This window comes from Enterococcus sp. DIV0187 (genome assembly GCF_051713785.1).
GTDB classification, from domain to species: Bacteria; Bacillota; Bacilli; order Lactobacillales; family Enterococcaceae; genus Enterococcus_A; species Enterococcus_A avium.
This window is the reverse complement of sequence record NZ_JBIOQO010000001.1, coordinates 2,632,794-2,647,048: the sequence shown is the minus strand read 5'-3', so window position 1 is coordinate 2,647,048 and position 14,255 is coordinate 2,632,794. Positions and strand designations below refer to the sequence as shown.

Here is a 14,255-nt window from a genome sequence, read left to right as displayed (position 1 = left end):
GGATTTTACATGGGATTATTTGACCGCATAAAAAAAGCCTTTAGTGGTGAACAGAATGAAGAACCTGAAAAGCAAGAAGAAGTCGTTGAAGATCAATCAGTCTCCGAGGATCGCGATGAGGTAGAAACCGGGGAAGTAGTTGAAACACCAAGCAATGAAGAAGCCACTGCTGATACGGATGAGGAGCAAGAAGGGGAACCGGAAGAATCGTCTGACCAAATCGAGAAATCAAAGGAGCTTCCGCAAGAAATACCAACACAAGAATTAAAAAGTGATGATTTAGAAGTAAAAGAAGAGCCTGTCGATTCAGCAATTGGTAGTGAAGAAGTTCAGGTTGAACAGACAGAAATTGAATCCACACCTATAGAACTGAAAACAGAATCGGAATCGATAGAAGTTTCAGAGCTGGAATCTGAAAACATAGTTCCTGCTGAACCTGAGCAACCGGAAGAAACCGTTCAAGAGAAGTACGACAAAGGTCTAGAGAAGACTCGAAAATCATTTGGTGAACGAATGAATGAGTTGTTTGCTCGTTTCCGTCGAGTGGATGAGGATTTCTTCGAAGATTTGGAAGAAACCTTGATCGGTGCCGATGTTGGTTTTGATACTGCTATCAAACTAACAGATTCATTACGGCAAGAGGTCAAGCTGAAAAATGCTAAGAAACCGGCTCAAGTTCAAAATGTCATCATTGAGAAATTGGTCGACATTTATGAAGCGGAAGGCATCAACGAGAATAATGCAATTAATCTGCAAAACGATGGATTGAGTGTGATTTTGTTCGTGGGTGTGAATGGGACTGGGAAAACTACCAGTATCGGAAAATTAGCGAACCAATACAAAAACGAAGGCAAGAAAGTCTTACTGGCTGCAGCGGATACGTTCCGTGCAGGTGCGATCGATCAATTAGTTGTTTGGGGACAGCGTTCAGGTGTTGAAGTTGTTCGCGGCAATGCCGGTGGTGATCCAGCAGCTGTAGTATTTGATGCCGTTGATAAAGCTAAGAAGGAAAATTATGATGTTCTGCTGATTGATACTGCAGGACGATTACAGAATAAAGTCAATTTAATGAACGAGCTGGAGAAAATCAAACGCGTCATTCAACGAGAATTTCCAACAGCTCCTCATGAAGTGTTATTGGTCGTAGATGCGACGACAGGACAAAATGCGCTAGTTCAAGCACGACAATTTAAAGAAACAACAGACGTTACTGGTTTGGTCTTAACGAAATTGGATGGAACAGCTAAGGGTGGTATTGTTTTGGCAATTCGCAATGAGTTGCATTTGCCTGTTAAATTAGTTGGTCTAGGAGAAGGCTTAAATGATCTGGAAGCTTTTAACCCAAATGATTTCGCAGTCGGTCTGTTTAAAGGATTATTGAAAGAAGAGTAAAAAAGAGCTGTTGAGTCCACCTCAACAGCTCTTTTTGCAATTTTTAAAGTATAGATGTTAGTTACAAATAATGATTGGCTGTTTAGCAAAATGGGCTAGTGCTTTTCTTGAAAGTAAGGTGGAACGTGTAGACTGACCTTGTTTTGTCGGGCATTCGCGTCCATTATCTTCTGGATATCATCGCAATGAAATTGGTGCTGACGATGTGGGCGCAGCATTACAAATTCTTTAGTCCCACTCTTTTGACTTAGATGAGAGGGATCGTTTGTCATCGATTGATTTTTTTCCTGCATAAGCTAGGCCTCCATTCTTTTTAATAAAAGACGTGTAGTGATTTTTTTGATTAATCTTTTTGTTATTAATATTTAATCATATTATCATATTTAATACTATCTTTTTTTAAGCATTTTCGTTCTGTTTCTGGATATTCTTCTATATAATGTAGCATGGGAGGGCTATGGACAAATGAATACAAAAAAAATGATGACACAAGAAAAGGTGAAGCCTTTTTTACTGCAAGCGCGTTATGGAATTGAAAAGGAAAGCCAAAGAGTGACTTTAGACGGAGATCTTGTACAGACCGATCATCCGACATCTGTAGGAAATCGGAGCTTTCATCCTTATATTCAAACAGATTTTTCTGAAACACAATTGGAGTTGATTACGCCAGTTACTGAGTCTGTTGACGAAGTATTGGCTTATTTAGAAGCGATTCATGATGTGGCGCAACGGAGTATGCCAAAGGATGAGATGATGTGGCCATTTTCTATGCCGCCAGCACTTCCGGAGAATGAAGGAGATATTCAGATAGCGAAATTAGAACGACACGCGGATGTTTTGTATCGTCGGTATCTAGCTCGTGAATACGGCAAGCGGAAACAAATGGTAAGTGGGATTCATTTTAATTTTGAATATGGCTTAGATTTGATTCGGCAATTGCATTTAGCATGCGAGGAAGAGGTTTCAATGGAGGACTTCAAGACTCGTTTATATATGAAAATCGCCCGCAATTTTTTACGTTATCGTTGGCTGCTGACCTATTTATTTGGAGCAAGTCCACTTAGCGAAGCACGCTATTTTGATGATGAAGATCGTCCAAAGGAGCCTGTCCGTAGTATTCGTACCAGTCATTATGGGTATGTGAATAAGCCAGATGTGCAGGTCTCTTATGAAACTTTGTCGCGATATAGTGAAGATCTCGCTGAGAATGTTGCCTTAGGTCGTTTATCGGAAGAAAAAGAATTTTATGCGCCAATCAGGATGCGTGGAGGCAAAAAAGTTGCAGATCTATTTCATACAGGAATTCGTTATGTGGAATTACGTAATATTGATTTGAATCCCTTTGACCGCGTCGGAATTGATGCAGCTGAGATTGAATTCATCCATTTGTTCATGCTCTATTTACTATGGACAGACGAAAAATTACCAGCAGATGAATGGGTAGCTGAAGGCAATCGCATTAGTGATGCGGTTTCTTTAGAGCATCCTGCAAAAACAACGGCTTATTTAACAGAAGGACAAGCGATTTTTGCTGAAATGCTGCAAATGGTGAATGAATTAGAAATAGAAGGTGCCGACCTGCTGAAGAAATATCAAGCATGGCTGGATTATCCGGAAGAAACGCTAGCTGCAAGAATATTAGCCCTGGATGAAGCAAACGGTCAAGCTGCTGTAGCAACTGAATTGGGGCGTAAGTTTTATGAACAGGCTTGGGCGTATCCGTATCAATTGGCGGGCTTTCAAGAAATGGAACTGTCAACACAGAATTTATTATTTGATGCGATTCAAAAGGGGATCGAAACAGAAGTGCTGGATCGACAAGATCAATTTGTGAAACTACAGCACGACGAACATCAGGAATTTGTCAAAAATGGCAATATGACTAGCAAAGACACATATATTGCGCCATTATTGATGGCAAATAAAACAGTCACTAAAATCGTACTAGCTCGAGCGGGTTTTCGTGTGCCAGATGGTGAAACGTTTGGTTTGATGGATGACGCGAAGAAGGCCTATCCGCGATTTGCTCAAAAAGCGTTTGTCATTAAACCAAAATCAACGAATTATGGCTTAGGCATTACGATCTTTAAGGGTGAAACGTCAATAACCGATTTCAATGCAGGTTTAGCAATGGCTTTTGCAGAAGACGATGAAATCATTATTGAAGAATTTCTGCCAGGAACGGAATACCGATTTTTTGTGATTGATCATCAAGTAAAGGCCGTTTTACTGCGAATACCAGCGAATGTAATTGGTGATGGTGAACGTTCAATCGAAGAATTAGTTGCTGAAAAGAATGACAACCCTTTACGAGGGACGAATCATCGGTCACCATTAGAGAAAATCCAATTAGGTGATTTGGAGCAGTTAATGTTGAAAGAACAAGGATTGCGAATCGACAGTATTCCTGAAAAAGGTCAACAGGTCTTCTTGAGAGAAAATTCAAATGTATCCACCGGCGGAGACTCCATTGATGTTACGGATGATATTCATGAAAGCTATAAGCAGCTGGCGGTTGATGCAGTAGAAGTACTAGGCGCCAGCATCAGCGGCATTGATTTGATCATCCCTGATAAGGACAAGCCATATGAGACACACGAGGATTATGGAATTATCGAAGCAAATTTCAATCCGATGATGCACATGCATATCTATCCCTATGCTGGGAAGAGTCGGCGTTTAACGTTGGATGTGCTGCGTTTCTTATATCCTGAAATGACAATCTAAAAAAATAAATCCACGCTGCATTGGCAACGTGGATTTATTTTGCATAATAGTTGTGAATGAATGTATCAATCTCTGACAATGAATCAGAAAATAAAACCAACTGCCGATCCTCCTTTGATAAAAAGGCTTGCTCCACCATCTGATCAAAAAATGCCTGCAACAGCTGATAGTAGTTTTTTACATCAAAGAAAATACAGGGATTATTATTCTGTCCAACTCGTGCCCACGAAAAGGCTTCACTGATTTCTTCGAGAGTTCCCACACCGCCTGGTAATGCCAGACAAACATCGCTATGCTGCATCAAGGCCTTTTTGCGTTCATCCAAGTCGTTAACAGTAATCATTTCTGTTAGTCCAGTGTGTATACGTTCGGTATCTTGTAAAAATTTTGGCATGATGCCAATTACTTTTCTATTTCCAGCCAAGACGCTATCAGCTACTACGCCCATTAAGCCTAGTCTACTGCCACCATAGATGAGCTCGTGATTATTTTCGACAATCCATTGTCCTAATTCCTTTGCGGCCGCTAGGTAGGCAGGATCTGCTCCAAGGTGAGCACCGCAGTATACAGCGATGCGCATATGATCGCCTCCTATTGGATTTAAGAATCCGTTTATTCGGGTGAAATTAGAGCTCTTCCAACTCGATTGTTTGTTTTGTCTCTTCGACCGTCAGGCCAGTCTTTTCTTCCCACCAAGCTTTCATTTCTTTTTCGTAATTATCGGGGAAGCGATTGACGGTATCAATCAGGGGTTCGCCTTGGATCTTCGCGTGGGGAAAGTTCATAGCTAGATTGAATTTCAATTCTTTCAGCAGGCTGTAGTATTGGAACATCATATAATACATCTCTTCATCATCACCGCTAGCCAATACTAGCGCCGCGCGATCAAGCATGAAACCTAAACTTCGCATCATAAATAAGAAGCCTGGTAGTTCTTCTCTTTCGATATCATCAACTTCCTTTAAAATATCAATGTGCAGATCAAGCGCTTGCAATAAATCAGTTTGCAAATTGTGATAAGTAACCATTTAGATCCCCTCCTTTTTGTCTTCCAGAAAAAATAAATCTGTTTAATAAAACTTGTAAATAAACAGTTTGAATAATTTCTCTTATTTAAGTATAGCACAGACATAAAATTTCCAAATCAACATTTCAGCTTTTGACTCGCATTATTGTGGTGAGTTGTGTAAAGTAGACCAAGAAGGAGGCTGTGAGATGGGAAAATTAGCGGTGATCACAGATTTACATGCCGATATCAATCACCTTGGCGAGTCAGAGTTGACCAAGCTTTTTGAGTTGTTGCAGGAATATGGAGCAACCCGCTTACACTTTGCTGGTGATACGGCAAATAAGATCGACCAGACACTAGCGATTAATCATTTTTTTCGCTCACGTGGGCTGCCAACAACCTTTAATTTAGGAAATCATGAGATGGGAAATGTTAAAGGAGAGCAGATGATTGAGCATTATCCTGACAGCCATTTTCTGAATTTACGCTATGTACCGTTGAATCAGCAAACCGTATTATTAGGCTTTAATGGCTGGTACGATTATGGCTTTTCTGAGCTTAGGGATCCGCAGCAAATTCGTTCGATCAAGAATATTTATTGGTTCGATCGAATTATTGAACGCTTTTCTGATGATCAGACGGTGGATCAAGCTATCTTAAGTCAATTGCGCACTGTCTTAGATGATTTGGAGCAAAAAAAATATCAAATTATTTTAGCAACGCATTTTGTGCCGAAGGAAGAATTTATCGTGCACCTCAACGGAAAATATCAGATTTGGAATAAATTGAACGCTTTTTTAGGTTCTCAAGGTTTAGGAGAATTATTGGATCGATATTCCAATATTCAGCAGGTCGTGTTTGGACATACTCATCGGCGCTTTGCTGATCAAAAGATTCAAGGAACGACCTATAGCTGTCGGCCATTAGGGTATTATTATGAATGGGGAATCACACGGGATTTCGTTTTGGACAATCAATTAGCAGAAGTCTTTATTCCCATGAAAATGCGGAGCCTATTGAATAAGTATCAAGCGGAATTTGCCGCTTATAAAGAGGCTCACTTAATCGAAGAATTTCGAAAAGCAGTGACGTTGATTGCTTATTGATTTTGTATTAATGGGAAGGGATTTTTTATGGAAACAATGAAACGCTTTTTTAGACAATTTACTCAGACGACACCATTCGTATTAGCCAATACGATGATTGTTATACCGTATTTACTTTTTATGCATCTTATCAATTATCAATCTTCCGTTACGGTATTGCAGTTTGTTTTGTTTTATACTTTTCGAGTAACTGGGATTTTTTTGATACGAGGATTGTATCGCTCGATTGATCAATATACGTTATTGATGGTGTCACTCTTAATAGGTGGAATTGGTTCATTTCTAACATTAATTGGAGCATTACATTTTACTTTCTATTTATTTGGCAGTATCTTTTTAGGACTAAGCGCAGCATGGTTGCCCCCAGCAAATACGAGCGTAACTTATCTTGAAAAGTCTAAAGGCTTTCAAACGATGAGTAGTCACCGCTATTTGGCAGCACTGATCGTTTTAGTTCCTTTATTTTTTGGAACGACGCTCTCCTTAACGCTTCAAGCGGTGATTGTACCGAGTATCGTTACGTTTTATTTTGTTTGTGCATATCATACTGTAAAGCACTATCCGCATTATGAAATGGATTTTAAGGAGTTAACAAAACAGTTTTTTTCTATTTCAGAACTAATTTGGTTCCTATTGTTTTTTGCGGCACTCTTTTTACTTCGTAGCGGTCGTTTGCTATTTAATGAGTCCATGCTGGATTATGCGATTATCTTATTCGCTGGTATTTTTATGTTAGCTATTGTTGTGGTGAATCAAGCAAAAGATCATTGGAAACTACCACTTTGGCAAAATATGTTAACATTTCTTAATGGTATGCTGGGCAACTTTATTTTTCTCTTCGGAGCCTTTTATGTTGCTGTCTATAAAGGTGCCGCCGCGCAAGGAACGTATTTGTTTTTACCATATTTGTTAGGTGTAATCAGTTCGCTAGTTTTGGCTGGCAGCGTACGTCGCTATTTCAAAAATGATTTGCTTGTTCAACTTGTGGGTTTAGCTGCAGGGTTAGTATTGTTGAGTGTTCGCTTCATGTTTCCAATCGCGATTTTTGTCTTGACCTTTTTTCAAAAAGGTACAAGTGCGTGGTTAAATCGCTTATATTATCAAACGGAAACAATCGAACCGCAGCAACGCCTTACTGCGAAGTATTCAACATCAAATAAGGGCAGTATCACTCACCAGTTTATCTTGATGTTTTTGTTATTGATCACGCTGCAATTAAAAAAACTACCAATCAAAGATATTTTTTTACTGCGCAGCTTGCACACACCGGAGATCCTTGCAACAATGGATATAGTGAAATTTACTTCGATCATTCTTTTATTGATTGGTCTTTGCTGGATTGGAAGGGTTGGAAAACATGCGTTTGATCATTGATGGCGACGGTTCGCCAGTGAAAGATACGACGATCGCCGTTGCAAAAAAATTTGGATTACCAGTAGTAATCGTAACGAGTATCGATCATTACTCGAAAAAAGAATACCCCGATTTCGTGGAGTTCATCTATGTTGATCGAGGGGCGGATTCTGCTGATTTTAAAATCGTTTCGGTCATTCAGCCGGAAGATATTTTGATTACCCAAGATTACGGGTTGGCTTCTTTGACGTTGGCAAAAGCAGCCCATGTTTTACATCAGACAGGGTTGGAATATACGCAGATGAATATTGACGCTCTGCTGACGCAACGTTTTATTGGTAGTAAAATGCGTCAGGCAAAACAACGGACAAAAGGACCAAAACCTTTTACAAATGAGGATCGCGAGCATTTTAGAAGCGTTCTAGAAAGCCTGGTTCAACAGTCTTTGATGTAATCTAAATGATAAGCATTGTAATAATTGTAAAATTTCTTTTTGGGGATTTTGATTTTTGTGCTAAAATGTTAGGGATCAGAAAGTAATGGAGGATACTCAGGTGAAAATAATTTTACTTTATGGTGGAAAGAGTCCAGAACACGATGTTGCGATTTTATCGGCTTTTTCAGTTATTTCTGCGGTTTATTTTGATTATTATCAAGTACAGCTTATTTATATCGATAAAACAGGCCAGTGGGTCAAAGGCCCCTTGTTGACAGAAGCGCCAGAAACAGATGAAACGTTACGTTTGACGTGGGATCCGACTGGAAATGAAGTTGAAGGTTTCAGCGGCAAAGTAATCGCTCCTGGCGATATCAAAGAAGATAATGCGATTGTTTTTCCAGTCTTGCACGGACCTAATGGTGAAGATGGCACGATTCAAGGGTTCTTAGAGACATTGGATATGCCTTACGTTGGTGCGGGTGTAATGACGAGTGCTTGTGCAATGGACAAAATTATGACGAAATACATTTTGCAGGCAGCTGGCATCCCGCAGGTTCCTTACGTTCCAGTCCTAAAAAACCAATGGAAAGAAAATCCTAAACAAATTTTTGATAAATGTGAGGGAACGTTACTGTATCCAATGTTTGTCAAACCGGCGAATATGGGCTCTAGCGTAGGAATTTCACGTGCTGAAAATCGCGAAGAACTGCAAAACGCATTGCAAGAAGCTTATCGCTATGATTCAAGAGCTTTAGTTGAGCAAGGCATCGATGCTCGTGAGATTGAAGTTGCGGTTTTAGGCAATGACGATGTGCGGACGACATTACCTGGTGAGGTCGTAAAGGAAGAAGCATTCTATGATTACAATGCTAAATACATCAATAATACGATTCAAATGGCAATTCCAGCGGATGTGCCGGAAGATGTGATGCAAAAAGCTCGCGATTTTGCAAAATCAGCCTATACAATGTTAGGTGGATCAGGATTAAGTCGCTGCGACTTTTTCTTGACAAATAAAAATGAATTATTCTTGAATGAGCTGAATACGATGCCCGGATTTACTGAGTTCAGTATGTATCCATTGTTATGGGAAAATATGGGCTTGAAGTATAGCGATCTGATTGAAGAATTGATTCAATTAGGAAATAAGCGCTACGAACAACAGGCGCGTTTTGAATAATCAAGTAGCTGTTTAGTCACAAACAGGACTTGAGACATGATTCGAATGAATGATGTCTCAAGTTCCTTTTAGCGTCCGGCTTATCGCATCTGTTCAGTACTCAAAAATGAACGGGTTTGCGGAGCCTTTGCAAAAGTCAGAAACAAAAATTTGGGAGGAACACCATGAATTTTACAACGACAATCATCAGCAAGGCCGTTCAAGGTAAAGTATTGGCGGAAAATGAGGTGACCGTTACTGGTGTCGAATTCGATTCACGAAAAATTGAAGCCGGCGATTTATTTGTTCCGCTACAGGGAACGAATGATGGCCATGAGTTTGTAGCAAAAGCAATTGAAAATGGAGCGACAGCAACATTATGGAGCCGTGATCCAGCTACAGCACCTGAAGATATCGCAGTGATTTTAGTGAAGGATACCTTGTTGGCTTTTCAAGCATTAGCAAGCTATTATTTACTGGAAGAAAATCCAGATGTGATCGCGATTACAGGTTCGAATGGTAAAACCACGACAAAAGATATGACTGAATCAGTCCTTAGCCAAAAGTTTCGGACATATAAAACACAAGGGAATTACAACAATGATATTGGTTTGCCGTACACGATCTTACATATGCCAGAAGGTACTGAAAAGCTGATTTTGGAAATGGGCATGGATCATGCAGGGGAAATCAGCGTGTTATCTGAACTGGCTGAACCAGATGTTGCGGCAATTACAATTATTGGTGAAGCCCATATCGAAAACTTAGGTTCACGAGAAAAAATCGCAGATGCAAAAATGGAGATTATGACAGGCTTAGCCTCGGATGGTCTGCTGGTGATCCCGGCGAACGAACCGTTACTGGAAGACCGGATAACTTCATTGTCTCAAACGGTTCAAACAGTCGGCATTCAAGCAGGAGAGCTGTCTGCTACGATCCTGAACGAGAGTAAAGGTGCGACGGTTTTCTCTGTCGATGACAATGGCTATCAGATCCCGTTGCCAGGGAGTTACAATGTACAAAATGCATTGATCGCCATGGCGATTGGTCGCTGGTTCGGGTTAAATAATGACGAGATTTTCCAAGGCTTGGCGTATGTTCAAGTGACGCAAAATCGTACGCAATGGTTGAAAGCCAGCAATGGTGCAGACATTTTAAGTGATGTTTATAATGCCAATCCAACAGCTATGGGCTTGGTATTGGATACTTTTGCGAAATTACCAACAAACGGTCGTCGTTTAGCCGTTTTAGCGGATATGTTGGAGTTAGGTGACGATTCCTTCTCATTACATACGAGCATGGTAGAACATATAAATGATCAAGATTTTCATGAAATCTTTTTATATGGCGATGAAATGAAAGGTCTGAAGGTAGCATTAGCCGATCGTTATCCAGCATTAGCTGTACATTACTTTGGCAAAGAGGATAAACAGCAAATGGTAGAAGACATCAAAAACAGTTTGCAAGCTGATGACAGTATTGTTTTAAAAGGCAGTAATGGGATGGGCTTGTCCGAAGTCGTTGAAGCATTGCAGAAGTAATGAAAACTTGCAGAAAACGAAATGATGTGCTAAAATTAGCCATTGCCGAGAAATTGAAGTAATGATTGAACGAGTCATCTAATAAATTAAAGATTCGCTAGCGGAAGATTCGCTGGCTTACCAATTATTTTGAGAAGCGGTTGGGGCATTTTTCAGTTGAATGATGTCTCAGCCCCTTTTTGTGAGAGATGATCCTTCCGCCTGACTTCGCGGAGCGGTTTTTCGGTAGTATCGCCAAGGACGGCAACTAAAGGGACAGTTGCAGACCAAACGCAGATACCAAACCATACGCTCTAAATGATAAGGTCAACAGACATTAGGAGGATATCATTTGAAATTCAAAGAACTAAAATTAGCACCAGAACTATTAGTCGCAATCGAGCGCTCAGGTTTTGAAGAAGCAACGCCAATCCAAGAGCAAACAATTCCATTAGCTTTAGAAGGAAAAGATGTAATCGGACAAGCACAAACAGGTACAGGTAAAACGGCTGCTTTTGGCTTGCCTATGCTGAACAAGATCGACACAACGAAAAATGTATTACAAGGACTTGTCATCGCACCAACACGTGAGCTTGCGATCCAAACACAAGAAGAACTGTTTCGCTTAGGCCGCGATAAAAAAATTCGCGTACAAGCTGTTTATGGCGGAGCAGATATTGGTCGTCAAATCCGCGGTTTGAAGGACCGTCCGCATATCGTTGTAGGAACCCCAGGCCGGATGTTGGATCATATTAATCGCCACACCTTGAAACTAGAAACTGTGGAAACATTAGTCTTGGATGAAGCGGACGAAATGTTGAACATGGGCTTCTTAGAAGATATCGAAAAAATTATCAGTAAAGTCCCTGCAGAACGCCAAACATTGTTGTTTTCAGCAACAATGCCTGATGCAATTAAAAAAATCGGCGTGAAGTTTATGAAAACTCCAGAGCACGTGAAGATTAAAGCTAAAGAAATGACGGCTGATTTGATTGATCAATATTACGTTCGAGCAAAAGATTACGAAAAATTTGATGTTATGACACGTTTGTTTGATGTTCAAACACCAGATTTAGCCATCGTTTTTGGTCGGACAAAACGTCGTGTTGACGAATTGGCTCGTGGCTTAGAAGCTCGTGGTTATAAAGCTGAAGGAATCCATGGTGATTTATCACAGCAAAAACGGATGAGCGTTTTGCGTTCATTCAAACGTGGTGATTTGGATATTTTAGTAGCGACAGACGTTGCTGCTCGCGGCTTGGATATCTCAGGTGTTACCCATGTGTACAACTATGATATTCCGCAAGATCCAGAAAGCTACGTTCACCGTATCGGCCGTACAGGTCGTGCTGGTAAAGGTGGGATGTCTGTAACGTTTGTTACACCAAACGAAATGGGCTACTTGCATGTGATCGAAAACTTAACGAAAAAACGCATGAACCCAATGCGTCCACCAACCGAAAAAGAAGCCTTTAAAGGTCAACTAGGCGCTGCAATGGAACAAATCCAAAATCAAATGGAGGAGAATTCCGACAGCCTAGAAAAATACAACGAATCAGCAAAAGAATTATTAGCTGCTTATTCACCGGAGGAACTGGCTGCTTTATTATTGAAGACGACAGCCAAAGATCCTGCTGATGCGGTTCCTGTAAAAATTACGCCTGAACGTCCATTACCTTCAAATAAAAAAGGCGGCTTCAATCGTGGCGGCAAACGCGGCGGTGGAAATAACCGTGGCGGCGGACGTGGAAAAGACAACTACCGTAAAGACCGCGGTGGTGATCGTGATCGTAACAAAAATAAAAATTACGGCGGCAATAAATCACGTAGCAACAATAAAAATACGAACCGCAGCAATGATAAAAAACGCGGTTTTGTTATTCGCACTAACTCAAACGATTAGTTTTTCAGAACTATCAAAGCCATCGATCTTTTTGATTGATGGTTTTTTCTTGTTATGAAGGACTTTTCATGGATTATTAAAAAAAAATCGTAGCATTTAAAGAAGTCTTTGGTAAAATAAAGATGTTACTTGAAAGGGTTGAGAGCATGATTAAAGGAATCGGGATCGATGCGACTGAGCTTGAACGGGTCGCAAAAATCATTGAACGCCGGCCGCATTTTGTGGAACGGATATTAACTCCAGCGGAACAGACCCTTTTTGCTAGCCATTCTCCACATCGTCAGGTAGAATTTCTAGCAGGACGGTATGCATGCAAAGAAGCTTTTTCTAAAGCTTGGGGGACAGGCATTGGAAAAGTCAGTTTTCAAGATTTAGAAATATTACGCGATGATAATGGTGCACCCGCCTTTACAAAATCACCTCATCAGGGAAAGGTGTTTGTCAGCTTGACCCATACGGAGGAACTAGCAATCGCACAAGTATTGCTGGAGGAATAGAAAGAAGGACACTAAGTTTATGGTTGTAACGTATCATCGACCAACGAGAGCTATTATACATAGAAACGCATTGAGAGAGAATATTAAAAATGAAATTGATCGATTACCTAAAGGGGTAGAATTATTCGCAGTCGTGAAGGCAGATGGCTACGGACATGGAGCGGTGGCTACCGCTCAACAAGCTTTATCAGTTGGCGCAACCGGATTTTGTGTGGCAACTCTAGATGAAGCGATGGAATTACGAGAAGCGGGGATCACTGAACCCATCTTAGTATTGAGCGTTGTATTTCCAAGTTATTTATCATTGGTGATTGATTATGATTTATCAATTACTGTAGCAACAAAGGAATGGTTAATTGAAGCACAAGAGGTACTAAGAGATTTAGAGGAGGCAACAACTCCAATAAAAATTCATATCAAAGCAGATACAGGTATGAGCCGGCTGGGTTTTTTAACACCCGAAGAAGTCAAAGAGGCAGCTAAGATTATTGAAGCCTCTCCTAATATGGTTTGGGAAGGTTTGTTTACTCATTTTGCGACAGCAGATGAAAAGGATACAAGTTATTGGCACAAGCAAGCGGATCGCTTTAAACACGTGATCGAAGCACTAGATCATCTTCCTCGTTATGTGCATTCAAGCAACAGCGCAACTGCCCTTTGGCATAATCAAGAGATGCCGGGAAATATGATTCGTTACGGTGTTGGGATGTATGGATTGAATCCTTCGGGTCATGAATTACCTGAATCTTATCCATTGAAACCAGCAATGGAATTAGTATCTGAATTGATTCAGGTGAAGGAATTGGCTGCTGGTGAGGGTGTCGGCTATGGAAAAACCTATGACACACCTGCGAAAGAATGGATTGGCACCGTTCCAATCGGGTATGCAGATGGTTGGCTACGGAAAATGCAGGGTTTTTCATTGTTAGTAGAGGGCCAGTTTTGTGAGATTGTCGGCCGCGTTTGTATGGATCAATTAATGATCCGACTGCCGCGTGATTTTAAGGTTGGAACTAAAGTCACATTGATCGGTGAAAATAATGGGCAAGAGATTACGATGCAGGATGTAGCCGACCACTTAGGGACAATCCATTATGAAGTTTGTTGTATGCTTTCGGAACGTGTACCAAGAATATATCAAGAGTAAATA

At 40.6% G+C, this 14,255-nt stretch carries 13 protein-coding genes; 10 read left to right on the top strand and 3 right to left on the bottom strand.

The genetic code is table 11. From position 1 onward, the window contains the following. Nucleotides 1-9 precede the first annotated feature (9 nt). Nucleotides 10-1,392, top strand: coding sequence for a signal recognition particle-docking protein FtsY (gene ftsY, locus IGI52_RS12910; RefSeq protein ID WP_438781549.1), 1,383 nt, complete (start codon nucleotides 10-12; stop codon nucleotides 1,390-1,392). Nucleotides 1,393-1,487: 95 nt separating this feature from the next. On the opposite strand, the gene IGI52_RS12905 is transcribed toward ftsY, so the two are convergent. Then, nucleotides 1,488-1,685: a hypothetical protein gene (locus tag IGI52_RS12905; RefSeq protein WP_016179508.1), complete on the bottom strand. Its 198-nt coding sequence runs from the start codon at nucleotides 1,683-1,685 to the stop codon at nucleotides 1,488-1,490. A 172-nt stretch (nucleotides 1,686-1,857) separates the two neighbouring features. Between IGI52_RS12905 and gshAB the strand changes: the two genes are divergently transcribed. Next, nucleotides 1,858-4,119, top strand: coding sequence for a bifunctional glutamate--cysteine ligase GshA/glutathione synthetase GshB (gene gshAB / locus IGI52_RS12900; RefSeq protein WP_438781548.1), 2,262 nt, complete (start codon nucleotides 1,858-1,860; stop codon nucleotides 4,117-4,119). Nucleotides 4,120-4,153: 34 nt separating this feature from the next. Here the strand turns inward: gshAB and IGI52_RS12895 are convergent, their stop codons facing one another. Both IGI52_RS12895 and IGI52_RS12890 read right to left on the bottom strand, forming a co-directional pair. Continuing rightward, nucleotides 4,154-4,699 carry a TIGR00730 family Rossman fold protein gene (locus IGI52_RS12895; protein ID WP_434239968.1) on the bottom strand — a complete coding sequence of 182 codons (546 nt, stop codon included), beginning with the start codon at nucleotides 4,697-4,699 and terminating at the stop codon, nucleotides 4,154-4,156. Nucleotides 4,700-4,745: 46 nt separating this feature from the next. Then, nucleotides 4,746-5,147 (bottom strand): hypothetical protein, encoded by a 402-nt coding sequence (locus tag IGI52_RS12890; protein WP_016179511.1) that lies wholly within the window; start codon nucleotides 5,145-5,147, stop codon nucleotides 4,746-4,748. A 187-nt stretch (nucleotides 5,148-5,334) separates the two neighbouring features. Between IGI52_RS12890 and IGI52_RS12885 the strand changes: the two genes are divergently transcribed. The 8 genes from IGI52_RS12885 (at nucleotide 5,335) to alr (ending at nucleotide 14,252) form a co-directional block, all read left to right on the top strand. Then, nucleotides 5,335-6,234, top strand: a complete 900-nt coding sequence (locus IGI52_RS12885) for a metallophosphoesterase (protein WP_438781547.1) — start codon at nucleotides 5,335-5,337, stop codon at nucleotides 6,232-6,234. Between the two features lie 27 nt (nucleotides 6,235-6,261). Continuing rightward, nucleotides 6,262-7,608: a hypothetical protein gene (locus tag IGI52_RS12880; protein WP_438781546.1), complete on the top strand. Its 1,347-nt coding sequence runs from the start codon at nucleotides 6,262-6,264 to the stop codon at nucleotides 7,606-7,608. Further along, complete coding sequence (locus IGI52_RS12875) at nucleotides 7,592-8,041, top strand: YaiI/YqxD family protein (protein ID WP_016179514.1); 450 nt, start codon at nucleotides 7,592-7,594, stop codon at nucleotides 8,039-8,041. Before IGI52_RS12880 ends, IGI52_RS12875 begins: the two co-directional genes overlap by 17 nt. Nucleotides 8,042-8,141: 100 nt before the next feature. Then, a complete protein-coding gene (locus IGI52_RS12870; protein ID WP_016179515.1) occupies nucleotides 8,142-9,206 on the top strand; it encodes a D-alanine--D-alanine ligase in 1,065 nt (354 codons plus the stop codon). A gap of 164 nt (nucleotides 9,207-9,370) precedes the next feature. Continuing rightward, complete coding sequence (locus IGI52_RS12865; protein ID WP_438781545.1) at nucleotides 9,371-10,726, top strand: UDP-N-acetylmuramoyl-tripeptide--D-alanyl-D-alanine ligase; 1,356 nt, start codon at nucleotides 9,371-9,373, stop codon at nucleotides 10,724-10,726. 331 nt (nucleotides 10,727-11,057) lie between these two features. Next, nucleotides 11,058-12,608, top strand: a complete 1,551-nt coding sequence (cshA, locus tag IGI52_RS12860) for a degradosome RNA helicase CshA (protein WP_048720287.1) — start codon at nucleotides 11,058-11,060, stop codon at nucleotides 12,606-12,608. Nucleotides 12,609-12,754: 146 nt separating this feature from the next. Then, nucleotides 12,755-13,105: a holo-ACP synthase gene (gene acpS, locus IGI52_RS12855; RefSeq protein ID WP_016179518.1), complete on the top strand. Its 351-nt coding sequence runs from the start codon at nucleotides 12,755-12,757 to the stop codon at nucleotides 13,103-13,105. A gap of 19 nt (nucleotides 13,106-13,124) precedes the next feature. Continuing rightward, nucleotides 13,125-14,252 carry an alanine racemase gene (gene alr / locus IGI52_RS12850; protein WP_434239955.1) on the top strand — a complete coding sequence of 376 codons (1,128 nt, stop codon included), beginning with the start codon at nucleotides 13,125-13,127 and terminating at the stop codon, nucleotides 14,250-14,252. Nucleotides 14,253-14,255 lie beyond the last annotated feature (3 nt).